This window comes from Epilithonimonas sp. (assembly GCF_032055105.1).
GTDB lineage: Bacteria > Bacteroidota > Bacteroidia > Flavobacteriales > Weeksellaceae > Epilithonimonas.
In genome coordinates, this window is record NZ_DAMBRK010000004.1 from 81974 (window position 1) to 107373 (window position 25400).

Sequence of the window (25400 nt, forward strand, 5' to 3'; positions counted from 1 at the left end):
TTATGTTTTATAAATTTGTGACTAAAATTAGAATCCTTGGAACTATACCCAAAAATCGAAACATCCAGCCGAGATACAATCCAACAATTTCAAGAATCAAAACTGAAAGAGCTTTTGGTTTACTTGGAAAAATATTCTCCTTTTTATCAGAAATTATTCAAAGAAAATCTTATTGATATTAATGATATCAAGACTCTAGAAGATTTGCGGAAAATCCCGACAACGTCCAAAAATGATTTGCAACAACATAATCACGATTTTTTCTGTGTTCCATTGGATAAGATTGTAGATTACAGCACAACTTCCGGAACTTTGGGTGACCCGGTAACTTTTGGATTGTCTGATAACGACCTCGAAAGATTGGCTTATAACGAGGCGATTTCTTTCGCTTGTACAGGCGTTCAAAAAGGTGATGTTGTGCAGATGATTACAACGATTGACAAAAGATTTATGGCGGGTTTGGCCTATTTTCTTGGACTCAGAAAAATGGGAGCAAGTGTTGTGAGAATGGGACCTGGGATTCCTGAATTGCAATGGGATTCAATTTTCAGATATAAGCCTAAATATTTAATTACAGTTCCTTCGTTTCTTTTGAAAATGATAGATTATGCTGAGAAACACGGATTAGATTACAAAAATTCTAGTGTTTATGGAGCGATTTGTATTGGAGAAGGACTGAAAAATCAAGATTTCACAGATAATATTCTTTCAAAAAAAATCAAAGAGAAATGGGATATTAAACTTTTCTCGACTTACGCTTCTACGGAAATGAGCACGGCTTTTACAGAATGTGAATTTCAAGTTGGAGGACATCATCATCCTGAATTGATTATTACAGAAATCCTTGATGATAATGAAAATCCTGTACAAGAAGGCGAAAGTGGAGAATTGACCATCACAACTTTGGGCGTTGAAGCGATTCCTTTGTTAAGATTTAAAACGGGTGATTTGGTAAAAGCACATTACGAACCTTGCCAATGTGGCAGAAACACAATGCGATTAGGACCTGTTGTCGGAAGAAAACAACAAATGATAAAGTATAAAGGGACAACGCTTTATCCACCGGCAATGAATGATATTTTGAATGATTTTAATAATATTCTGTGTTATCAAATCGTTATTCAGTCGGATGAAATTGGTCTGGATGAAATTATCATTAAACTAAGTACGGATAATGAAGATGAGAATTTTGTAAATGAAGTTCGAGATCATTTCCGCGCAAAACTGAGAGTCGGACCAAAAATTGAAGTTTTAGATTTCGATGTTTTATCAAAAATTGTCTTTAATCCAATCAGTCGAAAACCGATTAACTTTATAGATTTACGAGCTTAAAATTTTATTTAATAACCTATGAAAAAACTATTATTCTCATTATTCATTTCTTTATCAGTAATGAGTTTTGCTCAGAAAATGAAATTCATTACAGGAGATTTGAATTTCTTAAAAGGGCAATCACAAGTATCGGTTGTTTTTGATTACTCTGAATTGAAACTGACAAAAGATAATTTACCAGAAAAAACATTTATAGAAAACAAAGTCAAAGCGTTGAATGCTAAAGTAGAAGGCAACGGAGAAGCTTGGGAAAAAGAATGGAATGTGGCAAAAGAAGGGATTTGGAATCCAAGTTTTATCACAAAAGCAAATCTTCTGTTGGAGAAATTGGACACGCCATTGAAATTCAAGGAAAATGTTGAGACAGATTATACGCTTATTGTAAAAGTTGTTTGGATATATTCTGGTTGGGATGCTGCTGTGATGAAACAACCTTCAAAGGTTTCTACAAAACTGATATTCATTGATTCTAAAACCAAAGCTGTATTAACGGAAATCGATAGTAAAGAAGCGCTTGGCGGCAATGGGAATTGGAGTAATCTTTTCAATGACGAAGCGCGTATTGGAGAAGGTTTTGGAAGTACAGGTAAAACTTTGGCAAAAATTATTTATAACAAACTTAGATAACAGAATTAGAAAATAAAATATAACAAACCAAGAACTATGAAAAAATTATTGTTAGCAGGATTAATAACGATTTCATCTTTTGCAATAGCTCAGAAAATGAAAACTGAAAAAGGAGACTTATCTTTCCTAAAAGGTCAAAATGTAGTGAATGTCGTTTTTGACTACTCTGATGTAAAATTGATGAAGGAAAATATGACAGAGTCTCAATATGTTGAAAAACATTCTGCTGAGCTCAATGCTAAAGTGGACGGAAATGGAGAATCTTGGAAAAAACAATGGGCGACAAGCAAAGAAAATATTTGGAATCCTAAGTTTTTGTCTATTGCCAATACAGTCCTTACCAAAGAAAAAAATCCATTGAGATTCAAAGAAGGAGTTGACTCACCTTATACGTTAGAAGTGAAGGTTAAATGGATATATCCAGGTTGGGATGCTGGTATTATGAAGCAGCCTGCAAAAGTAAGTACACAACTTATTTTTATAGATTCTCAAACTAAAAATGTGGTTTGCGAAATCAACAGTCAAGAAGCTCCTGGAGACCAATGGGGAAATAATTTCAGTAACGAATATAGAGTAGGAGAAGGTTTTGCTAAAACTGGAAAATCCCTAGCTCAGAAAATTGATAAAGAAGTTAAGTAATGACTTTCATTAAATAAAAAAGACCGCTTTTGTGCGGTCTTTTTTATTGTTGCTGTTCCAATTTTTCTACTTTGATGTAATTCGCAAGATTCACAACGGCTGAGTCGTGCAGTCTCACAAACGGATTTTTCTTATTCCAAACATAACCAGCTAAAACTGCACAAATTTTTCTTTTAACATCAGGATTTTCCGGTTGATGGAAGAATAATTCCTGAAGATTTCCCGTGTACCATTCTTTCACATAAGTTGTGAAAACGTTGACGCCATATGAAATATAATCCGAATATTCTTTTTGCCAATCGATGGTTTCTCCGTTGAGTTGTCTTAAAGCTAATTTTGCAGCCAACATTCCAGATTCTGTGGCAAAAGCCATTCCTGATGAGAAAACAGGGTCTAGGAATTCCGAAGCGTTTCCTGTCAAAGCAAATCCGTCACCGAATAAACTTTTTACAGAGCAAGAATAATCTTTCAAATGTCTCGGTTCAAAAAGAAAATCAACGTCGCCAAAACGTTTTACATAATAATCAGAAAGAGAAATGGCTTTTCTCAAAGCTTCTGCAGTGTCGCCATTTTCAGCAAGTTTGTCAATATATTCAGTTGGTCCAACGATTCCTAAACTTGTATTGCCGTCAGAAAAAGGAATTACCCAAAGCCAAACTTCGGTTTCTATAATATCAAATGAGATTAAAGTTCCTTCCACGCCTTCTTCACGATTAATATCTTCAACGTGTGAAAAAATCGCTGAATGAGGTGATAATTTTGAAGGTTTTTCTAAGTCTAAAAGTCTTGGTAAAACTCTTCCGTAACCACTGGAATCAATGACGAATTTTGCGTGAATTTCTTTTGTCTCGCCATCTTTAGTTTTAACAGTTGTGATAGAATCAGTTCCATTGAATTCAACCCCGACAACTTCGGTTTCAAATTCCAAATCGATGCCTTTATTAATCACTTCTTGAGCTAAGGTGTTGTCAAAATCTGCTCTCGGAACTTGCCAAGTCCAGTCCCAACCTTCTCCAAATTTGTTACTGAAATCGAAAATACAAACTTCATCGCCTCGCATAAAACGTGCGCCCAATTTCTTTTCAAATCCCATTTTATCGAGTGCAGGAAAAAGTCCAGCCTCATTAAAATGATCCATTACTCTTGGAATTAAGCTCTCGCCAACAACAATTCTTGGGAATTTTGTTTTTTCGACAACTTTGACATTGATGTTGTTATTTTTTAGGAAAGCAGAGGACACACAACCCGAAGGTCCAGCGCCAATGACTAGAACATCAACAAATTCTTTACTCATTTGTTTAATAAAACTTTTATCTTTGCGCAAAATTAATGACAAATATTCAAATAGATAAGAAATTTGTATTTTATTACTTCAATTAATGAAAATTAGCAAGCACTTAAATATTCAAGATTTCCAAAAGATAATAATCGAAAACCAAACAATAGAATTGGATGAGGAACTCCTACAGAGAGTTGATAGAAGTTTCCATTTCTTGAAAGAGTTTTCAAAAAATAAAGTGATCTATGGTGTGAACACAGGTTTTGGTCCAATGGCACAATTCAAAATCAATGATCAGGATACACATCAGCTTCAATATAATTTAATCAGAAGTCATTCTTCCGGCATCGGAAATCCATTGCCAGCAGATGAGGTTAAAGCTTGTATGCTTGCAAGATTGAATACTTTGTCGTTAGGAAGATCTGGCGTTCACGATTCTGTAATTAATTTGCTTAAAGAATTAATTAACAGAGATATTACGCCACTGATTTTCGAACACGGCGGCGTTGGTGCGAGCGGAGATTTGGTTCAGTTGGCACATTTGGCGTTGGTTTTAATTGGCGAAGGCGAAGTCTTCTATAAAGGCGAAAGAAAATCAACTAAAGAAGTTTTTGAGATTGAAGGTTTGCAACCAATCAATGTTGAAATTCGTGAAGGATTAGCATTGATGAACGGAACTTCTGTGATGTCAGGAATTGGGATTGTAAATGCATACAAAGCCAATCAATTAACCGAAATCTCACTTAAGCTTTCTTGCGCCATTAATGAGATTGTTCAGGCGTATGATGACCATTTGTCAGAAGCTCTTAATGGGACAAAACTTCACGCAGGTCAGCAGAAAATTGCTGAAAAAATGCGAGCACATTTGGCTGACAGCAAATTGGTAAGAAAAAGGGCTGACCATTTGTACACCCATTTTGAAGAGCAGGATAAAGTCTTCAAAGAAAAAGTTCAGGAATATTATTCTATAAGATGTGTTCCGCAGATTTTAGGGCCTGTTTTGGATACGTTGGAATACACAGAAAAAGTGTTGGAAAATGAGATTAATTCAGCGAATGATAATCCAATCATCAATGTTGAAGACCAGCACGTTTATCACGGCGGAAACTTCCACGGAGATTATATTTCTCTCGAAATGGACAAGCTGAAAATTGTTGTGACAAAACTAACAATGCTAGCAGAAAGACAATTAAATTACCTTCTGAATTCTAAAATTAATGAAATGCTGCCTCCATTTGTGAATTTGGGGAAATTAGGTTTCAATTTTGGAATGCAAGGCGTTCAGTTCACAGCTACTTCTACGACTGCAGAAAGTCAAATGTTGTCCAATCCGATGTATGTTCACAGTATTCCTAATAATAATGACAATCAGGATATTGTGAGTATGGGAACCAACGCTGCAGTAATTTGTAGGAAGGTCATAGAAAATGCTTTTGAGGTTTTAGCGATTGAATTGATTACAATTGTTCAAGCGATTGAATATCTTGGTTTTCAGGATAAGATTTCATCTTCAACTAAAGAATTGTATAATGAAGTGAGAAAAATAATTCCTGCTTTTTCCGATGATATGGTAATGTATCCGTATTTGGAGAAAGTGAAAACATATTTAAAGACAACCTAAAGATTACCAGATGAAGTGTGCAATTATAACCGGCGGTTCCAGAGGAATTGGTAGAGCTATTTGTCTAAAATTGGCAGAAGAAAAAAACTATCATATTTTGATTAATTATACATCTAATCAATCTGCTGCAGAAGAAACCTTGGCTAGAGTTCAAGAATTGGGTTCTAATGGTGAAATTCTTAAATTTGATGTAGGAAACGCCGAGGAAACTCAGAAAGTTCTTGGCGATTGGCAGGAAAAAAATCCCGATTCTGTAGTGGAAGTTATCGTGAATAACGCTGGAATCACAAGAGACGGATTGTTTATGTGGATGAAACACGAGGATTGGAACAATGTTGTCAATACAAGTCTGAACGGATTTTTCAATGTGACTAATTTCTTTATTCAGAAGTTGTTGCGTAACAAATATGGTAGAATCATCAATATGGTTTCGGTTTCTGGAGTAAAAGGAACAGCTGGGCAAACTAATTATTCTGCGGCAAAAGCAGCGGTGATTGGAGCGACTAAAGCTTTGGCTCAGGAAATTGCTAAAAGAAATATTACAGTGAATGCTGTTGCACCAGGATTTATCAAAACCGATATGACTCAGGATTTTAATGAAGATGAATTGAAAGCAATGATTCCAGCCAACCGCTTTGGCGAAGCGGAGGAAGTAGCAGATTTGGTAGCATTTTTAGCATCAAAAAAATCATCTTACATTACAGGTGAAGTGATTAATATTAATGGAGGAATTTATTCTTAAATAATGGAACAATGTAGCAATTTACCAGTTTACCAATGTTTTTAAATTGTTATATTGTTAGACTGATACATTGTTAAATTTCAAAAATGGAAAATAGAGTTGTAATTACCGGAATGGGAATTTATTCCTGCATTGGGATTTCTTTGGATGAGGTCAAAGAATCTCTTTACGAGGGAAAATCAGGAATCGTTCTGGACCAAGATAGAAAGGAATTTGGTTACAGGTCTGGTTTAACAGGTCAAGTTCCAAAGCCTGAACTCAAAAGTCTTCTCAACAGGAGACAGCGCATCAGTATGGGCGAAGAAAGCGAATATGCATACTTGGCTACAATCGATGCTTTAAAACAAGCTGGAATAGAGCAAGATTTCTTGGATCAAAATGAAGTCGGAATTTTATATGGCAATGATAGTGTTTCTCAGGCGGTTATCGAGGCTACGGATATTGTAAGAGAAAAGAAAGATACCCAATTAATGGGTTCCGGTGCGATTTTCAAATCAATGAACTCCACTGTCACAATGAATCTTTCTACGATTTTTAAATTGAGAGGAATTAATTTGACAATCAGCGCGGCTTGTGCAAGTGGTTCACATTCTTTTGGGTTAGCTTATTTGTTGATTAAGAATGGATTGCAAGATATGGTTGTGTGTGGAGGAGCTCAGGAAACCAACAAGTTTTCAATGGCAAGTTTTGACGGATTAGGTGTTTTTTCTGCAAGAGAAGATGACCCTACAAAAGCTTCAAGACCATTTGATTCCGAAAGAGATGGACTCATTCCAAGTGGAGGCGCCGCAACTTTGATTGTTGAAAGTCTGGAATCTGCGCAAAGAAGAGGAGCCAATATCATTGCAGAAATCGCTGGTTATGGATTTTCTTCCAACGGCGGACATATTTCTACACCTAATGTTGACGGACCGGCTTTGGCAATGGAAAGGTCTCTGAATCAAGCTGGATTGACAGCAAAAGACATCGATTATATAAATGCTCACGCCACTTCTACACCTTTAGGGGATGCCAACGAAGCAAAAGCGATTTACGAAATTTTCGGAAACGAAGTCCCTGTAAGTTCCACCAAGTCTATGACAGGTCACGAGTGTTGGATGGCTGGTGCAAGCGAAATCATCTATTCTATATTGATGATGCAGAATGATTTTGTCGCACCCAATATCAATTTGGAAAATCCAGATGACGATGCAAAAAAGATAAATCTCATAACAAAAACAAAAAATCAAAAAATTGACGTATTTTTGTCGAATTCTTTTGGTTTCGGAGGAACCAATTCAGCACTAATTGTTAAAAAATTTGTTTAGATAAAAGTTATGGAAAAAGATAAAATTATTACGATTGTTAATGATTTTCTTGTCAACGAATTTGAGGTAGACAGAGATGATATTGCAGACGATGCAAACCTCAAAGAAACTCTAGGTCTTGATAGCTTAGATTATATCGATATGGTTGTGATTATCGAGTCCAATTTTGGTGTGAAGTTAGGAGAAGCTGACTTCAAGCAGATTGTGACTTTCACTGATTTTTACGATACAATAGAACAAAAAATTTCCGAAAAAACAGCTCTTTAATGTAACAATATAGCAATCTAAAAAATGTAACAATATATTCCTAAAGTTGCTACAATGCTAGATTGATAAATTGTTAAATTGACAAAATGAACAAATGGAAAGGCAAATCCAAAGGAACGATATTAGGTTACCAGATTTTCGTTTGGTGTATTAAGAATCTGGGCGTTCGCAGTTCCTATTTTGTTCTTTATTTTGTTGCGACTTATTACTTCATTTTCGAGAAGAAGAGCAATCAATACATTTCATATTATTTCAAAAAAAGATTAGGTTACAGTTCTTGGAAATCGAAGTTATCGGTTTTTAAAAGTTATTTTGTCTTTGGTAAGGTTTTGATTGATAAAACGGCTATTTCAGTTGGTTTGCGCAATCGATTCACTTACGAATTTGACGGAATAGAAAATCTCCAAAATCTTTTAGCTCAAAAAAAAGGAGGTGTTTTAATTAGCGCACACATCGGAAATTTCGAAATTGCAGAACATTTTTTTGCTGACATCGATTTTGATGCCCAGATTAATTTAGTAACTACAGACCAGGAAGTTACGGTTATTCGGGAGTATATGGAAAGTATTGCCGTTAAGAAAAGCAATATCAAGTTCATCTACGTCAAAGATGATATGTCGCATATTTTTGAGATTAATGAAGCGCTGTCCAAAAACGAACTCATTTGTTTCACTGGCGACCGATACTTCGAAGGTTCCAAATTCCTTGAAACAGAATTGCTTGGCAAGTCGGCAAAATTCCCCGCTGGACCTTTTTTGATTGCCTCAAGATTGGGCGTTCCGGTGGTTTATGTTTATGTGATGAAGGAAAAAAATCTCCATTATCATCTCTACGCAAGAGTCGCTCAGAACATCAAAAACCGTGATTCACAAGGCTTGCTCAATTCTTATGTTCACAATCTGGAATCGATGATAAAAAGATATCCGCTCCAATGGTTCAATTACTTCGACTTTTGGGACGATATTGATTAATTTTCAATATTTTTATGGCAACTTAATCCGTCTTCCGCTCCCAATCTTTTTTGCAGACGATTTCAGTTTAAATAGAACTTGAGGTTCACGCAAAAAAGGATTTCCGCTCAAGCCGGGTTGCGAGTGATTCAACGTTTAAAGCATACTTTTTAATCTAACATCTAAAGTCTAAAATCTCACTTCTGAAAAAATTGGAAAAAGAATACGACATATTGGTTATCGGAAGCGGTTTGGGAGGACTTGTTTCGGCGCTTATTTTGGCGAAAGAAGGTCTCAAAGTCTGCGTTCTGGAAAAGAATAATCAATATGGCGGAAATCTTCAGACCTTTTCCAGAGACAAACTGATTTTCGATACAGGTGTTCATTATTTAGGCGGACTTTCCGAAGGTCAAAATCTCAATCAATATTTCACCTATCTCGGAATAATGCACGATTTGAATCTGAAAAAACTGGATGAAAACGGTTTCGACAGAATCACATTCGATAATGATGAAATCGAATATCCACATTCTCAAGGTTATGAAAATTTCGTGGAGCAACTTTTCAAATTTTTCCCTGAAGAAAAAGAAAATATTATCAAGTATTGTGATGGAATTCAGGAGGTTTGCGCTCAGTTTCCACGTTACAGCCTTTACAGAAAAGAAAAGTATAGTGACGAGATTCTCTATACCAATGCCAAAGATTTTATAGATTCTGTCACTTCAAACGAAAAGTTGAGAGCTGTTTTGGCAGGTTCTAATTTTCTATATGCAGGAGTTGGCGAGAAAACGCCTTTGTATGTTCACGCTCTTACTGTCAATTCTTATATCGAAAGTGCTTTCAAATGCATTAATGGCGGAAGTCAGATCACAAAATTATTAATCAGAGAACTCAGAAAACATGGTGCTGAAGTTTATAAACATTCTGAAGTTTGCCAATTTATTTATAACGAAGAAAATCATCTGAAAGCTGTTGAAACCAAATGTGGGAAACAATTCTTCGCAAAACGGTTTATTTCTAATATCGATATCCGAAGAACAGTTGAACTAATAGGAGAAGATAAGCTGAAAAAATCTTACCTCAATCGTGTCAATGATTTAGAACCGGTTGTTTCTTGTTTTTCGGTTTATATCAAATTGAAAGAAAACTCATTACCTTATTTCAATTGCAACTTTTATAATTATTCTTCCATAGAAAAAGTCTGGAATGCCAGTTCTCCATCAGCTGAAAATTGGCCGGAATGGTATATGCTTTCCGCCACACAATCCAAGCATAATCCAGATTTTGCCGAAAGTCTTACTGCTCTTGCTTATATGAATTTTGATGAGGTTAAAGAATGGGAAAAAACACAAAATACCGTTGCTGAAAGCGAAGATAGAGGTAAAGCATACGAAGAATTTAAAAGTGAAAAAGCTAAAATTCTGATTCAGAAAATGGCTGAAAAGTATCCTTATATTTTAGATTCGATAGAAGAGATTTATACTTCAAGTCCATTATCATATCGTGATTATATCGGCTGTTACGAAGGCGGAATCTACGGTTATGTAAAAGATTCTCACAATCCGTTGAAAACCGTTTTCTCTGCCAAAACAAAAATTCCGAATCTTCTATTGACAGGTCAAACCGTTAATATGCACGGTATTTTGGGAGTAACGATTGGCGCATTTGTCACTTGTTCGGAGATTTTGGGAAAAGAATTGATTGACGAAAGATTAATGACAGTTATAAATAAGGATTAATGAAAAGAGTTTTACTTTATCTTTTATTAATTCTATGTCTTGCTTCTTGTGGGATTTCCAAATCGATTCATCACGTTCCTGAAGTCGGTCAATATTCGCTTGAAATTCCGAAGGTTAACAAAATCAATGATTCAACTTTTAGCTTCAGTCAAAATTATTTAACAAAAAATAAACAACAGCTTTGGGAACTTTACATCAAAGGAAATCCTTTGCAGTTGGGTTATAATAACGGCGCTTTGACCCACAATCTGATGCAGAAACAAGAAGAGATTTTCTTTTCTAAGGTTGAAGGTTTTGTTCCATCAAAATTCAAACAAAAACTGATGCGCAACTTTCTGAAATGGTACAACCGGAAAATGTATCTGAATGTTCGAGAAGATTTTCAAGCTGAATTGTACGGATTATCTCAATATTCATCGGATAAATATGATTTTATTGCTCCAAAATATCTTCGAAGTTTGTACTTGCACGGTGCTCACGACATTGGTCACGCAATGCAGGATTTGATGATGGTTGGCTGTTCGTCTTTGGCGGTTTGGAATGAAAATACGGAAGATGGCGATTTGTTGATTGGGCGAAATTTTGATTTTTATGTCGGCGATGATTTTGCTAAAAATAAACTCATCGAATTTGTAGAACCGGAAAACGGAATTCCATATATGTCAGTAAGCTGGCCGGGAATGATTGGCGTAGTTTCCGGAATGAATAAAGAAGGCATTACAGTGACAATCAACGCAGGAAAATCTAAAATTCCTTTGACCGCAAAAACACCAATTTCTTTTGTAACCAGAGAAATTCTTCAGTTTGCAAAAAATATTGACGAAGCCATTGCAATTGCAAAAAAGAGAAAAGTCTTTATCTCAGAATCGATTTTGGTTGGAAGTGCGAATGATAAAAATGCGGTAATTATAGAAGTTTCTCCGGATAATTTTGGCGTTTATAAAGTTGAAAATTCGAGTAAATTGATTTGTACCAATCATTTTCAATCCGAAGCTTACAAAGATGATAAACGGAATCAAAAACACATTGTAGAAAGCCATTCGGAATATCGATATGAGAAACTGAATGAACTTTTGCAGGAAAATCCAAAACTCAATCCAGAAAAAATGGCTTCGATTCTTCGAGATAAATCTGGCTTGAAAGGGGAGAAGATTGGTTATGGAAATGAGAAAGCGCTCAATCAACTTTTGGCGCATCACGCTGTGATTTTTTCGCCAGAGAAAAGATTGGTTTGGGTATCTTCCAATCCTTATCAGCTTGGCGAATTTGTTTGTTATGATTTGAATGAAATTTTCTCCGATAAACGATTGCAAAATGGGAAATTTGCCAAGTCAGAATTGAATATTGCAAAAGACCCTTTTGTAGATTCTCAGGAATTTGAAAATTATGAAGTCTATAAGATGATTAATGCAGAAGTCAATGATGCAATTGAAAATGAAAATGTTTTGCTAAGCGAAGATTCGATTGCTTATTATCAATCTCTGAATCCAGATTTTTGGTGGGCTTATTATCAAGCCGGAAAATATTATTTTAAACAAAAAGAATATTCTAAAGCCAAATCTGAATTCGAAAAAGCTTTAACTAAAGAAATTACAACCGTTCCAGATAAAGAAAATGTTGAAAAATATCTGAAGAAAACATTAAAGAAATTAAAATGATTTAACCGTTTTTCGGGTGTATCTTTTTCAGTAGAATATAAGAACAAATTCCGACAATTAAAGAAGCTGTTGTCGCTAAAATAAAACTTCCAATGATGTATTGAAGAAAATTGTTTTTGACCAATTCGAAATTCAAATCTTGATTTAAGAAATTACTTTCGCCACTTACAAACGGCGCTCCAATAAACAATGAACCAGCGATAATAAACGGAATAAACGGCGGTAAACTAATGTTAGAAGCGACAAATGCCAAAACCTTATTCAGTTTAAAAAGAACAGACAAAGAAATCACCAGTGCAGTCTGAAATCCCCAAAACGGAGAAAGCCCGAAAAAAATTCCTAATGCAATGGAAAATGCTTTGTTACGATTGCTTCCATCGCTTTCCAAAACATCTTCTTTTATGAATTTTCTAAGACTTTTTTTTTTGAAATTCCTGATGAAGTTTCTAGGAATGATGTAAACCAAAGTGATGAAAACCAGTATAGTATTCAGAATACTGATTCTCGTAAAATCCCGAAATGGTCGGAAATGAGAAACGCGTTCAGCAGGGTCATACAAAACTTTCACAGGAACATTCTTCACAGGAATATGTCTCCAGGCTGTTCTTACGATGATTTCAATTTCGAATTCAAACTTAGGCGTGAAATATTTTTTCGGAATCTTGTTTAATGGATAAAGTCTGTAACCGGATTGTGTATCTTCCAATTTGATTCCGGTCTCGAACCAAAACCAGAAGTTAGAAAAATTGTTCCCGAAACTACTTTTTCTTGGGATTCCATCTTGTAACATATTTCGATTTCCAATCAGAAGAACATCTTCTTTTTCCTCAAGTAAAGCTTTTACAAAAACCGGAATGTCATCTGGATAATGTTGCCCATCAGAATCAATGGTGATGGCAAAATCAAAACCTAATTCTTTTGCTTTCCTGAAACCTATTTTAAGTGCATTTCCTTTTCCTTTGTTCTCAGATAAACTAAAGATTGAAATTTGAGAATAACTGCTAAGAATCTGATTGGTAGAATCAGTTGAACCATCGTTGACCACAATAATACTTTCGGTATAATCTAATACGCCGTCAATCACTCTTTTTAGAGTTTTTTCGTTGTTGTAAGTAGGAATTAAAACGCAGATTTTCTTTTCAGAAATGGCATTTTGAACTTCTTGGATGGTCATTATTTTAAAGTCGCTTTTTCTGCAGTGGTCATTGTTTTGGATTGTGCAACAAATTTCTTGATGTAACTTTTCAATGCAGAATTTTGCTTACGGTAATTGCTGAGGATGAATTCTTTATCTTCTTTAAGATTCTTATTGTAACCTACAATTTTTGGAATATTTTCCTGAACACTTAATCTTATTAATCTAAGTTCTGTATTGTTGGGATTACTTTTTATAAGACTTTCAAGACTGGCTGCGCCAGATTTTACGAGCGCTTTTCTTTTACCGTCTGTTGTTACTTTTGCTTCCAAAACTTTTGCTGCTGCTTTGTAGCCGGAGATTACAGGGTCAGAAGATGTTTTTTTATCAGCAATTTCGATGAAGTTTTTAGCATTTTCTTTGGATTGATTTGCTATTGCATAACTGTCTCTCAAAGCTTCCAAATCTGATTGAAAGAACGAAAATATGGATAAGAGAAAAACGAACATCAGTTTCATATGTAGATATTTATTGTTTTTTTAAGGTCATATGTTATCGCTGTATATTTATTGGTGTTTTTGTTTACAAATCACGGCGATTTCATAACGTTATAATTTTTTATAAGTAACTGAAAGTTTCAATGCAATTGTTTCGCCAAAAGAAGTGGTATTCTTTACTTTTATCTCTTCATCAGTTTCATTGATGTCTAAATCCATAACCAAATCCGGCGTTTCAAAAGGATTAATAATTGCCATAAACTTAACGTTTGAAGCTGTTTTCAAAAACAGTTTAGAATTAGTAAATTCTTCTGCCAAATCTTTCACAATCTGCATCATACAAACGCCAGGCGTTACAGGATTTCCGGGAAAGTGACCTTTGAAAATTTGGTGGTCTTTGTTCAAAGTTATATTTGCTTTAAAACCTTTTTCTGTTTTTTCGTGAGAGGCAACAGCGTAGAAATCATTAAGAATGCTCTGCATAATTATTCGTTATCCGTGATTTGAAATAGTTTGATGTTGATATTGAAATCTTTGTGTTGTAAATCAATACTATCTGCGAAGATATGTTTTTTCGCATCAAAAGTAAAATCGATTTTTTCTCTGTTGCTCTTCGTGTAAACCACTTTTTTCAGTAGAGAATTGTCTTTGTTGTAAAACAAATAATAAGATTGATTATTGATTTTGGAAAGATAAATTTTAGAATTGTCGTCTTCAAAACTTTCTGTGACAGGATATTCTCTTTTCAGAAGTCTTTGAAAATCATTCTTTAAGAAATTAATGACTATTTTTTTATCCAAATCAGGAAGAACATAATTGAGTTTGAAATCATTATCAGAAAGCTCAAAATCAATCAGTTTGTTTCCAAAATCGGAAGTCATTGCGACACGATGAGTGGTTTGATTAATTTTTTTTATGATTAAAATCCCGCTAACGTGATTGTTATAAATATCCAATTGACATTTATAAATATAATCTTCGTTCGACGAAAAATAGAGATTTTCAACCGTTGTTTTAGAATTAGAAATCGATTTTACGCCTGTCAATTCGTATGTTTTGCACGAAACAAATAGCAAAAAAATCAGACTATAAGGAAAACTCTGAAACAGAAATCGGCGCATTGATTTTTGTGTTTTTGAAAACAATATTGGTTGTATCTCCTGAAGCTTCCGTCATATTAACTTGAGAAACTGTTGATTCGTTTTTTGGGAATTGCAATTCGATTTGCTTAATGTATTTCAACAATTGAGCAGATTTCGGAGTGAATTTAGCGATGTTGAAATTCGCATTTTTGAAATAACTAACAGAAAATTCTGGGTCATTGAACATTTGTCCGTTGGAACTTCCCACAATCAGTTTATTGATTTTTTCAAAGGTTTTGCTTTTTGCATCAACAGAGGATTTTTTTCCTTGGTCGTTGATGTAGATTTTGTTGTCCTTGAAAACAATGCTGTATTGATAAGGCTTTGTATATTTCCAACTCAGTGAATTTGGAGATTTTAAAGACATTTTTCCGTAAGTCACAATGCTTTTGTCCAGAAAATCCAATTTTTTGGTTTGAGTAAAATCTGCCTGCAAAGTTTTGATTTCTTTGGTTTCAGAAGAAACTTTCGTCACAAATGCTTTGGCTTCTGCAGAAGACATTGCAGTATTTTGTGAAAAAACGAAACTTGAAATTAATAAAAATGTGCCTAAAGCAATATTCTTAATCATTATTTGTAGAATTAATCATTGAATCCATCGTGAAAGTCGAATACTTTTCACGCTCCAAAAATAACAATAATTCGACCAAAACGTTGTACGTTTTCTCCGAAGTGTCGTGGAGTAGAATAATACTTCCTTTATTAAGATTTTTCGTGATTCTGTTATAGATTTTCTTTTCGTTATCAATTACTGTATCAAGCGAACGTACATTCCAGCCGATACTTTTTTTCTGAGTTTTTTTGATGGCTTTTGCAATATTCGGATTGGTGACTCCGAAAGGCGGGCGATAAAAATTAGTTTTAATATTTCCGATTTTCGAAATTACTTCATCACATTTTTCAATTTCCTCAATCATTTTTGAACTTGATAAAAATCCAGTGTTATTAGAATGAGAATAAGTATGATTTCCAATCGAATGACCTTCAGCAATGATTCTTTGAAAAATTTTTGGATATTTTTCAATCCGTTTTCCGATACAGAAAAATGTGGCTTTGATGTTTTTTTCTTTCAATAAATCTAAAAATTTCGGAGTAAATTCAGTTGGACCATCGTCAAAGGTCAAAGCAATTTCTTTGATTTTTGTTCTTTTCTGAGTGATGGAATTAATGAAATATTTTAATTGAATATCAAAAGAACCCCAAATTACCGTTGCTGAAAATAGACCGAAACAGAAGATATACATCCAAATACTTCCATTGAAAACATAAATGAAGCTGTTCCAAAAAAGATAAAGTAGGATGAATAAATAGTATTTCATTTATAATTTATATAAACCTTCAAGGTTTCAAAAACCTTGAAGGTTTGAATTATTAAGCTTTCTCCAGCAAAACCAAACTATGGTCTTTTCCTCCAAGATGATTATACAAAAGAATGTTTTTAATTTCTGATTTCTTTACAGAATTAATTTTCATCACCTCAGGGATCACTTGTTTTTTCAAAATATGACAAGCCATAAATGCTGAAAAACCACTTGCCGTATTGAATTCTCCACTCAAATGTTTGTAGTATAACAATGCAGAATTGGGAAATAATTCCGAAACGTTTTTATAATAAACATCAGATTCTGAATCTCCACTGAAACCCACAATCACAGTATCAATATCTTCACTTTTTAAATTATTTTTAGCTAAAAAGTCTTCAACAAATTGTTGGGTTTCTACTAATTCTAATTTGTTAATGATTTGAATATCTTTCAGTTGGGCATAAGAAGTTTCAGTTTTTTCTTTTCCGATAACAAAAAAGCTAGAACCTTCACCCCAAATCACACCTTCCGAATTGGAATTTAAAAAATCAGCAGGAAGATTTTCTTCTTTTTTAATGGTATTGTTGAGTTTGTACAATTCCATTGTTCTGTCAGTTTTCTCGTCTGTAGAACCAACCAAAACATTTTCCGCTTCATCATCATTGATTTGAAGTTTCGCATCCAACAGCGAAAATTCCAAAGATGAAGACGTATTCACATAAGTGAAGTTGTAAGCGTGGCATTGCAAACCTAAAGCAATCTGTCCAGAAACCGTATTGTGAGTGGATTGAATAAAAAACGTTGGAGTCAAAAACTCTTCATTATTTTCAATCACGTTTTTCAAAAATTTTTCAGAGTCTTGAGAACAACCCATTCCTGTTCCGACAATAATCGCATCTGGATTTTCGATTCCGGCTTCTTTCAAAGCATATTGTGAAGCTACGGAACTCATTTTCACTGTTTTAGACATTCTTCTGCTTGCTGCAGGTGGAATGAATTCTTTGTAATTGGGTTCAATAGCTTTTAAAACCTGAGATGAATTTTCAGGCTTTAAATTTTGGATGAAATTTTCATTTAAAGTGTCCTGAACCGAGATGCAGGCTGCACTGTTGATATAAACTGCACTCACGATTTTGAGAAAATTAAGGTTGAACAATTGCCTCCAAAACCAAACGAATTAGAAAGAACGTGATTGATGTTTTTTTCTTTGAGTTCAGTCACAGGTGTCAAATCAAATTCTTCCATTTTTGTTTTAAAGTTCAGATTCGGAAAAATCAAATTATTTTGAATAGCTAATAATGAATATACAGCTTCAATTCCTGCCGCCGCCGCCAAAGTATGACCTGTAAAAGCTTTAGTAGAACTGAATTCCGGAACTTGATTTTCACCAAAAATCCGAATCATTGCAATTCCTTCCGATAAATCATTATTCGGAGTAGCCGTTCCGTGAACGTTGATATAATCGATATTTTCTTTTTCTAAACCAGAAACTTTCAGTGCTTTTTCCATGGCTAAATAAGCACCCTGTCCGTTTTCCGAAGAAGCAGTTTGGTGATGAGCGTCGTTCGCATTTCCGTATCCAGAAAGATAACCCAGAACTTTTTTGTTTTCCTTTTTCACGATTTCGTCAGATTCAAGAACCAGAAAAGCAGCAGCTTCTCCTAAGTTCAAACCTTTTCTGTCGTTGTCGAAAGGCGTGTTGTAAGAATCAGTTAAAATCATCAATGTATTGAAACCGTTCAACGTAAATTTTGAAAGAGAATCTGTTCCGCCGACAATTACTCTGTCGAGAACGCCACTTTTAATCAGTTTTGCGCCCATCATAATCGCATTCGCTGCAGATGAACAGGCTGTACTGATTGTCGAAACCATTCCTTTTAAGCCAAGATAATCTGCAAGCAATAAAGATGAATTGCCAGCGTCGTGAGAGTCAATATATTTTTGCTTTTCAGGAAAGTCTTCGTAGGAATAGAAATATTTTTCAGTAATATCCATTCCTGCAACGCTTGTGGAAGAAATGAGCCCCGTTTTATATTCATTAATGTCAGAAATTCCAGCACTTTCTACGGCTTCTTTTGCAGCAATCATTCCTAACAAAGAAGTTCTTGTAGCATTATTATCTTCATTTAACTGAAGTTTTTTTACCAATTCTTCATTAGATAATTTGATTTCGCCAGTTTTAATCTTTCCAGCGTGACGAGTTTCAAATAAACTTATATCCGAAATGCCGTGTTTGCCGGATTTTAATGAGCTCAAATTTTCCTCCACATTGTTTCCAATTGCGGAAATGATGCCCATTCCTGTTATGGCAATTTTTTGACTCATCAATTATTTTGTGCGATTTTCTTCAATGAACTTCGCCATTACTTCGATAGATTGGAAGATTTCTTTCCCTTTTTTCGGGTCAGATAATTTGATTCCGTATTCTTTTTCAAGAAGAACGATTAATTCCAAAGCATCGATAGAATCCAATCCAAGACCTCCTCCGAATAATGGATCTGTATCTTTGATTTCTTCTACAGAAACATCTTCTAGGTTAAGAACTTCTACGATTTTGTTTTTTAATTCTAATTTTAAATCTCCCATAAAAATAATTTTAATTCAATAATTCTAATTATTGAACATCGTTGTGTTGTTTAATTTTTCTAGTTATTTAGCAAATATACAAAAGCTTTGTAATTTTCTTTATAAAGTTCTACCCAGCCGCATAATACTTTTTCTGCTTTTCCAGAATTTAAAATCTGTTGTGCGTAATTGTTTAAAAATTCTTCATCAAATTCATCCAAGACGAAAAAAGCATTTTCGGTCTGCATTTTATGTTTAATACTGATTTCACCAACGCAAATGTTAGGCAAAGTATACACGAAAACCGCAGGACTCGGAAAATAATTTTCCTGAGAATTGATGCTTTCTTGATATTTAAAATCGGTGTCTAAACTTGATGATTTGTTTGCAAAAACCAAAGCAGTTCTGCTGTGATCTTCATTCTTTAAAATCATTTCAGAAGCTAGAAAAGCAAGTTTACTCAAGTTATCCATTTTATGAAATTTAGGATAATTTAATTCTAAACTTTTGTAAGCCTCTTTCGCAAAGTCTTGAAAATTTTCGGTTTGAGTTTCAAAAATAATTTCGTTGTTGAGAACGATTTTTGAATTTTCTATGGTGCAAATGTCTGTTTTCTTCATTAATCAATTTTAAGGCCTTTTTGTTGGATTTTGGTGAGTGTTGAAAACAGAAAACACCACAATTTCATTCTCTATAACTTCATAGATAATGATGTAAGGAAATTTTTGAATATATGCTTCTCGAAAATTATTACTCTTTAAAGGATAATGTAGCGGATTTTTTGTAATTCTGTCAAAAAAATTTTGAACACATTTTAAAAATTGAAGACCTAAGCCTTTTCTTTTGCTTTGGTAATATTCAATTGCCACGGATAATTCTTTATGAGCATTTGACTTTAAAATTAATTTATAAGTCATAATCTTTCATCAATCTTTGCTTTACTTCTTCCCAAGTATATGAAGGTGTTTCTCCTTTCAAATGTTTTTCTCTTTCAATTTCCAGTTTTTCATAATACCAATATGGGACAGCAGGATAGTTATCTTCTTGTTCCTCAACGTCTATAATTCCGTTAATGATTCGAAGAATTCTCTCATCGGCAATATCAATGAACTCGTGAATTCTTTTTCTAATGTCTACAGTAGATTCCATTTCCTAAAACTTTAATCCTATCAAAATTACAAAATTATTTTCAGCATTTTTCCAAAACAATTGCTGCATTACATCCACCAAAACCTGAAGCTGTTTTCAAAATATATTTGATTTCTGCAGGTTGATTTTCTTTAATGATATTCAAAGATTGAGAAGTTCCCGTTTCTTCGAAGTTTTTTGATGGAATTAATATATTATTCAAAGCAGATTCCATAGAAATAATACTTTCCAATAATCCAGAAGCTCCCAAACAGTGGCCATAATAAGCTTTCAAACTGTTCAAAGGAACATTTTGTAATTCAATCCTATTGAAAGCGATGGCTTCCATTTCGTCGTTGTAAATTGTTGCTGTTCCGTGTGCAGAAATAAAATCAATTTTTTCTGATGAAATCTTGGCTTCCGTCATCGCATTTTTGATGCTTGAAAACAATCCTTCACCAGTTCTTGATGGTCCGGAAATATGGTTTGCATCATTAATTGCTGAATCTCCTAAAATTTTAAAACTAAATTTTTCGTTTTGATTTAACTCTGAAGTGATGTAAACCGCTGCGGTTGCTTCACCAATGTTGATTCCGTCACGGTTTTTGTCGTAAGGTTTGCAGATTTCTGTTCCGATTGCCTGAAAAGAATTGAAACCTGAAATTACAAATTCTGAAATTTCGTCTCCGGCAATCACAAAAGCATCTTTATATTTTCCAGCTTGAATCATATTTTTCGCAACAGCAATCGCCATTACTCCGGAAACACAAGCGTTTGAAACAACAATCGGTTTTGTTTTGAATCCGAAAAAATCAGCAATTTTTTGAGCTAAATTAGAAAGGAAAGCACCTTCCGGTAAAGTTTCCTGATTCTTTAATAAACTGATATTTCCTTTTGTTGTCGATAAAATAAAAGCTGTTTCTTCTGAAATCTGATGTTTTTCAACTAAAGGTTTTAGACTCAACAAAAACATTTTTTCCAGCCTTGTGAAATTCTGATTGTCGAAGTTGTTTTGAAATTCTTCATTCAATTTTTCAGAATCAATCATCGAAGCGTAAAAAGACTCCTGATTTTCTATGATTTTATGTAAAGTTACGCCCGATTTTCCTTCCAAAAGAGCATGCCAATTTGACGAAACATCAAAACCTAAAGGTGTGATGCAGTTATAATCTGTGATATAAATTTCCTTCTTCATTATAATCCCATTTTATCTTTCCAAGTTTGAAAAAACTCAGGATTGTATAAACATAAATTATTGTCAGAATCCAAAAAAACCTGAATCGTTTCTCCTAAACAAACTAATTTATTTTCTTCGTTAAAAAGCTCGTATTTATAAATCAGTTTTGCCGAAACAGAATTCACGAAAGTTGTCACAATTTTGAATGTTTCTCCATATTTCAAGGGAAGAAAATGTTCACAGGTACTTTTCACAATCGGTGTTACAAATCCCGCTTTCTGAATGTCAAGATAGGTCAAACCGTGCTGTCTTCCGAAAGCTTCTCTTCCGTCTTCAAAATAGACGATGTAATGACCGTGCCACACAATTCCGAGTGGGTCTGTTTCGTTGAATCTTACACGTACTTCCTCGGTACAAGTTAAATCTTTAGACTGCATTTTGTTTTCTTTCGTAAAATAATGAAATAGCAATCATCGCTATATAAAATAGAAATAGAAAAACGAGTTCTTTAGCAATATTTCCAATTCCACTGTTTCTTAAGATGATATCATAATAGGCATTCAGTCCCCAATTCATCGGAGAAAACTGAGCGATTTTCTGCATAAATTCCGGCATTAGAAATACTGGAACCCAAATTCCTCCGACCGCCGCTAAAACTACAACCGAAGTTGCGCCAAAAGGAGCTGATTGTTCCTGTGTTTTAGCTACAGTTCCTAATAAAATTCCAAATCCAATCGCTGCTAATCCTGCAAATAAAGTCACAATAATTAAATGAAACATCTTTCCTGTCACGTCAAACTGTGGCAGACTCATATAAGGGAAAAGCCAAACGCCAACTGCAACCATCAGCAAAAACTGAATGACACAGATAATTAAATAAGTAAATGTTTTTCCTAAAATATGAATGAAATAAGGTGTTGGACTAATGCGAATTCTTACACTCGTTCCTTGACTTTTTTCTTTAACCAAGTTAATAGACAAAGGCACAACAATAAAGAAAATTGCAAACAAAGCCCAAGCCGGAACGTTGTGCTGAACCGAATTTGGAATGACATCTAGCTTTCCATTTTTCGGAATGATTTCTTTGAAGCTGATTAAATTTTTATTCTCTTCCAGATTTTCTGTTGTTCCCAGTTGGTCTTGGAAAGCTTTATAGATTTTTTTGTTCTCAATTTCAAAAACCATTTTATTAATGGCATTCATAACTGAGTTTTTAAAACCTAGATTGGTTGCCGGGTCAAAATACAAATGAATGTCTTTTGTTTTCACGGCAGAGATTTTTGCCGAAGCTGAGTCTGCATCTAATCCAAAAGAACTCACAATGGTTTGAACTTTGGAATCAATATTTGAATTTAAATCTTTGGTTAAATTTTCAGGAATGACAATCGCCATCTGATAATCTCCGCCGAAAACTGCTTCTTGAGCAGACTTTACATTATAATCTGTAACCAATTCAAATGTTTTGCTGTCTTTAAGTTCCTGCGTGATGACTTTTGAAACTTCAGATTTATCATTATCAATAAAAATAATCGGAATTTTTGAACCTTCCAGATTTTTGAATGTCGAATCCTGAATCAAAGTAATCGTGATAATCAAAAGCAAAGGCATCAGAAAAATAATGACAATTCCTCCCGAATCTCTTTTCAGTAACTGAATTTCCTTGACAAAACTTCTCCACAATTTATACAACATCTCTCAATTCTTTTCCGGTTAATGAAATGAAAACATCCTCAAGATTTTCCGCATTAACAACTCTTTTTACTAATTCTTCCGGCGTTCCTGTTGCGTGGATTTTTCCGTGGTCGATAATGGCGATTTTTGTACAGAATTCCTCAGCTTCTGACAAGTGATGCGAAGTATAAATAATGCAAGTCCCTTTTTTATTCAAATCTAAAAGATAATCAATAATAGCTTTTTTTGATTGCACATCAACGCCAACAGTTGGCTCGTCTAAAAACAAAACTTTTGGATTGTGAAGCGTTCCTGCAATGAGATTACAACGGCGTTTCATTCCACCGGAAAACTGTTCGATTTTTTTATCTGCAAATTTTGATAAACCCATTATTTCCAAGGCTTCATCAATTTTTTTATGAATTTTTTTAGGCTTTAATCCATATAAACTTCCAAAAAACAAAAGGTTTTCTTTAGCTGTTAAAGTTGGATAAAGTGCATATTCCTGCGGAACTACTCCAATAATTTGTTTGATTTTCGAACTATCTTTTTTAGGCGACAATCCGTTGATGGTAAAACTTCCCGAAGTTGGTTTAATTAATCCGGAAAGCATCGAAATTAATGTGGTTTTTCCGGCTCCGTTGGGTCCGAGAATTCCGTAGATTTCGTTTTTATCGATATTCAACGAAATATCATTTACAGAAAACTCATCGGAGCTTTTGTATTTTTTATAAAGATTTTTTATTTCGATAATATGTTCCAAACTAAATCGCTTTTCTAAGTTTTTTATAAAAAGCTTCTTCCAAATCTGCAATATGAAGCATCGATTTTGAAAGCTGATTGTAAATATCACTTTTCGAATTTCTATTCTTATAAACTCGCGCAATATCCACGGCAAAATCTCTCCAAAGATCACCAATTCTGGTGATTTCTTTGGATAATTCTTTCAGTTCGTCATTTTTTAGAATCACAGATGCTTCTTGTAAAAAAGCACCATAAATAAACCTGAAACCGCCACCTCCAGTTCCGATTTCTTCCTGCATTCTGATGAGCTGACCAAGATAATGATTGGTCACTTTTGTGCCTTTTTTCTCTGCCCATTTCGGAATGCTTTTCGCAACCCAGCGCATTGCTTTTACACCAATTAAAGGAACAGGAGCGAGCATATTTTTGCAGGTGTCTTTAATTCCTTTTTTGATAGCTTCTTCAAGGTTTATATTTTCCGGAATATGCGTTGGAAAATACATATGACCTTTCGGTGGAAGTGCACCTTTTGCGTAACGTACTTTTTCCAATTCAGCTTCTGTAAGTGATGTTGCAAAATCCATTACAGGATCACTGATTAAAAATCGCCCGTTTTCTTTGCCATAAACCACAAGATTATGAGCGTTGAAATGGAATTTATATTCTTCCGGAAAATAGGTTAAGTTGAAAACTCCAACTTGTAAACCAGTTGGAATATTATTTTCTAAATTTTTTTCTAAAGCCGTCTGCGCCTCTTTTGGATTGGAGAATTTTTGTCTTTTTATTTTAATTCCCAGTCTTTTTGCTGCTTTGCTGAAAATTGCTCCAGGCATTGGACGATAACTGAATCCGGGAGCGAAATTTACTTTTAAGAAAGGTAAATACACGAAAAATAATCCCGAACCGATTCCAAAAATCATTGGTTCGCTGAGTTTTAAACCTCTGTTGAGTAACAAATTGGAGGCGACACCGTTTTCGCAATGTGCGGTCTGATGGTGTTCAAAGTTGATTTGCATATTTATTTACCGTCGAAATTTTTTAGTTCTTCTACCGAAATTCCGAATGCATCAGCATATTTTTTCAAAGTAGAGTCGCTTAGTTTTTTGAATATATGTGGTTTTGAATGTCGTTTTACGGTCCATTGCCATTTGCCAACATAAGCTGCAAGAACCTGTAAATCCATTTTATTGAACTCCATAAAATATACGATTGGACTTACCAGATTTTTTGCCACATTTTGTTTAGCTTCTTCGATTCTTTCATAAATGAGTTCCATCGATTCGTCCAACGCTGCTTTTTTGGCTTCCCAGCCAATACTTTGAGCGGTGGTGTAATTATTATTTTCATCAATCACATATAACATTTCGGTCATATTGGCGGACTGAAGATTGCTTTCGTCTTGTGGAATATCTTGCTTTTTCATTGGTTTTTTAGTTTTTCAATTCTTGAATAAACAAATTGATTTCTGCTCTGATTAATAATTCATCATTAAGAAAAGTCTCGCAAAAGATATTACAGATTTTGTCAAACTGAGAAATCAATGAAGCTTTCGAAATGATAATGTCGTCAACTTTTGGTAAGGCAAAAATTTCTATTTTCTTGATATTAGTTATAAAACCAATGACTTTAGTTTCTACATCAGGATTCTGAAAAAAACTTTGTCCAAGGATGGATGAACAAGTTTGCGCCAAGTTTTCTATTAATCCAGCTTCAACAAATTCATTATCAGAAACAAAAATATTGTCTCGAGTAATCTTAAATGACGTGATGACTTTATCTTCGGTCAATTCCAAAATATAATCCGTCATCAGCATTGGTTGGCGATGAGGCAGAAAATTGTGGATGTTGATTAAGCTTTGGTCTTTCAGTTCCATTT

At 34.3% G+C, this 25400-nt stretch carries 30 protein-coding genes; 10 read left to right on the forward strand and 20 right to left on the reverse strand.

The window, feature by feature from the left end:
* Positions 1-36: 36 nt before the first annotated feature.
* Genes RTY06_RS04530 through RTY06_RS04540 form a run of 3 tightly spaced genes read left to right on the forward strand, consistent with a single transcriptional unit; the run spans position 37 to position 2598 of the window.
* A complete protein-coding gene (locus RTY06_RS04530) occupies positions 37-1332 on the forward strand; it encodes an AMP-binding protein (RefSeq protein ID WP_312823137.1) in 1296 nt (431 codons plus the stop codon).
* Between the two features lie 18 nt (positions 1333-1350).
* A complete protein-coding gene (locus RTY06_RS04535; RefSeq protein ID WP_312823139.1) occupies positions 1351-1959 on the forward strand; it encodes a hypothetical protein in 609 nt (202 codons plus the stop codon).
* 36 nt (positions 1960-1995) lie between these two features.
* Entirely contained in the window at positions 1996-2598 is a 603-nt protein-coding gene (locus RTY06_RS04540; protein ID WP_312823140.1) for a hypothetical protein, read from the forward strand.
* A gap of 43 nt (positions 2599-2641) precedes the next feature.
* Here the strand turns inward: RTY06_RS04540 and RTY06_RS04545 are convergent, their stop codons facing one another.
* On the reverse strand, positions 2642-3892 hold the full coding sequence (locus RTY06_RS04545) for an NAD(P)/FAD-dependent oxidoreductase (RefSeq protein WP_312823141.1): 1251 nt from the start codon (positions 3890-3892) through the stop codon (positions 2642-2644).
* Positions 3893-3977: 85 nt separating this feature from the next.
* Between RTY06_RS04545 and RTY06_RS04550 the strand changes: the two genes are divergently transcribed.
* The 7 genes from RTY06_RS04550 (at position 3978) to RTY06_RS04580 (ending at position 12161) form a co-directional block, all read left to right on the forward strand.
* Positions 3978-5498, forward strand: coding sequence for an aromatic amino acid ammonia-lyase (locus tag RTY06_RS04550; RefSeq protein WP_312823142.1), 1521 nt, complete (start codon positions 3978-3980; stop codon positions 5496-5498).
* Between the two features lie 10 nt (positions 5499-5508).
* On the forward strand, positions 5509-6240 hold the full coding sequence (gene fabG, locus RTY06_RS04555; protein WP_312823143.1) for a 3-oxoacyl-ACP reductase FabG: 732 nt from the start codon (positions 5509-5511) through the stop codon (positions 6238-6240).
* Between the two features lie 86 nt (positions 6241-6326).
* Positions 6327-7547, forward strand: coding sequence for a beta-ketoacyl-[acyl-carrier-protein] synthase family protein (locus RTY06_RS04560; RefSeq protein ID WP_312823144.1), 1221 nt, complete (start codon positions 6327-6329; stop codon positions 7545-7547).
* 9 nt (positions 7548-7556) lie between these two features.
* Positions 7557-7814 (forward strand): acyl carrier protein, encoded by a 258-nt coding sequence (locus RTY06_RS04565; RefSeq protein ID WP_312823145.1) that lies wholly within the window; start codon positions 7557-7559, stop codon positions 7812-7814.
* 86 nt (positions 7815-7900) lie between these two features.
* A complete protein-coding gene (locus RTY06_RS04570; protein WP_312823147.1) occupies positions 7901-8785 on the forward strand; it encodes a lipid A biosynthesis acyltransferase in 885 nt (294 codons plus the stop codon).
* A 191-nt stretch (positions 8786-8976) separates the two neighbouring features.
* Positions 8977-10503, forward strand: coding sequence for an NAD(P)/FAD-dependent oxidoreductase (locus RTY06_RS04575; protein WP_312823149.1), 1527 nt, complete (start codon positions 8977-8979; stop codon positions 10501-10503).
* Positions 10503-12161, forward strand: a complete 1659-nt coding sequence (locus RTY06_RS04580) for a C45 family autoproteolytic acyltransferase/hydolase (protein ID WP_312823150.1) — start codon at positions 10503-10505, stop codon at positions 12159-12161. Before RTY06_RS04575 ends, RTY06_RS04580 begins: the two co-directional genes overlap by 1 nt.
* Position 12162: 1 nt before the next feature.
* On the opposite strand, the gene RTY06_RS04585 is transcribed toward RTY06_RS04580, so the two are convergent.
* The 19 genes from RTY06_RS04585 to RTY06_RS04675 all read right to left on the reverse strand — a co-directional run bounded on the left by RTY06_RS04585 (position 12163) and on the right by RTY06_RS04675 (position 25398).
* Complete coding sequence (locus RTY06_RS04585; RefSeq protein ID WP_312823151.1) at positions 12163-13335, reverse strand: DUF2062 domain-containing protein; 1173 nt, start codon at positions 13333-13335, stop codon at positions 12163-12165.
* Entirely contained in the window at positions 13335-13805 is a 471-nt protein-coding gene (locus tag RTY06_RS04590; RefSeq protein WP_312823154.1) for a hypothetical protein, read from the reverse strand. The genes RTY06_RS04585 and RTY06_RS04590 overlap by 1 nt, the downstream gene beginning before the upstream one ends.
* A 99-nt stretch (positions 13806-13904) precedes the next feature.
* A complete protein-coding gene (locus RTY06_RS04595) occupies positions 13905-14276 on the reverse strand; it encodes a 3-hydroxyacyl-ACP dehydratase (RefSeq protein WP_312823156.1) in 372 nt (123 codons plus the stop codon).
* A gap of 2 nt (positions 14277-14278) precedes the next feature.
* Positions 14279-14839: a hypothetical protein gene (locus tag RTY06_RS04600; protein ID WP_312823158.1), complete on the reverse strand. Its 561-nt coding sequence runs from the start codon at positions 14837-14839 to the stop codon at positions 14279-14281.
* A gap of 40 nt (positions 14840-14879) precedes the next feature.
* Entirely contained in the window at positions 14880-15506 is a 627-nt protein-coding gene (locus RTY06_RS04605; RefSeq protein WP_312823160.1) for an outer membrane lipoprotein carrier protein LolA, read from the reverse strand.
* Positions 15499-16254: a polysaccharide deacetylase family protein gene (locus RTY06_RS04610; RefSeq protein ID WP_312823161.1), complete on the reverse strand. Its 756-nt coding sequence runs from the start codon at positions 16252-16254 to the stop codon at positions 15499-15501. Before RTY06_RS04610 ends, RTY06_RS04605 begins: the two co-directional genes overlap by 8 nt.
* Positions 16255-16306: 52 nt before the next feature.
* Complete coding sequence (locus RTY06_RS04615) at positions 16307-17368, reverse strand: beta-ketoacyl synthase N-terminal-like domain-containing protein (RefSeq protein WP_312823162.1); 1062 nt, start codon at positions 17366-17368, stop codon at positions 16307-16309.
* On the reverse strand, positions 17365-18564 hold the full coding sequence (locus RTY06_RS04620) for a beta-ketoacyl-[acyl-carrier-protein] synthase family protein (protein ID WP_312823163.1): 1200 nt from the start codon (positions 18562-18564) through the stop codon (positions 17365-17367). The genes RTY06_RS04615 and RTY06_RS04620 overlap by 4 nt, the downstream gene beginning before the upstream one ends.
* Before the next feature lie 3 nt (positions 18565-18567).
* The gene (locus tag RTY06_RS04625; protein ID WP_312823165.1) at positions 18568-18825 is read right to left on the reverse strand and encodes a phosphopantetheine-binding protein; all 258 of its coding nucleotides are present in this window, start codon (positions 18823-18825) and stop codon (positions 18568-18570) included.
* 59 nt (positions 18826-18884) lie between these two features.
* Positions 18885-19424, reverse strand: coding sequence for a 3-oxoacyl-ACP synthase (locus RTY06_RS04630; RefSeq protein ID WP_312823167.1), 540 nt, complete (start codon positions 19422-19424; stop codon positions 18885-18887).
* Between the two features lie 9 nt (positions 19425-19433).
* Entirely contained in the window at positions 19434-19721 is a 288-nt protein-coding gene (locus tag RTY06_RS04635) for a type II toxin-antitoxin system RelE/ParE family toxin (RefSeq protein WP_312823169.1), read from the reverse strand.
* Positions 19711-19953 carry an addiction module family protein gene (locus RTY06_RS04640; protein WP_312823170.1) on the reverse strand — a complete coding sequence of 81 codons (243 nt, stop codon included), beginning with the start codon at positions 19951-19953 and terminating at the stop codon, positions 19711-19713. The genes RTY06_RS04635 and RTY06_RS04640 overlap by 11 nt, the downstream gene beginning before the upstream one ends.
* Positions 19954-19993: 40 nt before the next feature.
* Complete coding sequence (locus RTY06_RS04645) at positions 19994-21127, reverse strand: beta-ketoacyl synthase N-terminal-like domain-containing protein (protein WP_312823171.1); 1134 nt, start codon at positions 21125-21127, stop codon at positions 19994-19996.
* Positions 21127-21546 carry an acyl-CoA thioesterase gene (locus RTY06_RS04650; RefSeq protein ID WP_312823173.1) on the reverse strand — a complete coding sequence of 140 codons (420 nt, stop codon included), beginning with the start codon at positions 21544-21546 and terminating at the stop codon, positions 21127-21129. The genes RTY06_RS04645 and RTY06_RS04650 overlap by 1 nt, the downstream gene beginning before the upstream one ends.
* Positions 21536-22801 (reverse strand): ABC transporter permease, encoded by a 1266-nt coding sequence (locus RTY06_RS04655; RefSeq protein WP_312823174.1) that lies wholly within the window; start codon positions 22799-22801, stop codon positions 21536-21538. Before RTY06_RS04655 ends, RTY06_RS04650 begins: the two co-directional genes overlap by 11 nt.
* Entirely contained in the window at positions 22791-23543 is a 753-nt protein-coding gene (locus RTY06_RS04660; RefSeq protein ID WP_312823175.1) for an ABC transporter ATP-binding protein, read from the reverse strand. Before RTY06_RS04660 ends, RTY06_RS04655 begins: the two co-directional genes overlap by 11 nt.
* 1 nt (position 23544) lies before the next feature.
* Positions 23545-24540 (reverse strand): BtrH N-terminal domain-containing protein, encoded by a 996-nt coding sequence (locus tag RTY06_RS04665; RefSeq protein WP_312823176.1) that lies wholly within the window; start codon positions 24538-24540, stop codon positions 23545-23547.
* 2 nt (positions 24541-24542) lie between these two features.
* Complete coding sequence (locus tag RTY06_RS04670; RefSeq protein ID WP_312823177.1) at positions 24543-24947, reverse strand: hypothetical protein; 405 nt, start codon at positions 24945-24947, stop codon at positions 24543-24545.
* Between the two features lie 7 nt (positions 24948-24954).
* Positions 24955-25398, reverse strand: a complete 444-nt coding sequence (locus RTY06_RS04675) for an ABC transporter permease (protein ID WP_312823178.1) — start codon at positions 25396-25398, stop codon at positions 24955-24957.
* Positions 25399-25400: the final 2 nt, after the last annotated feature.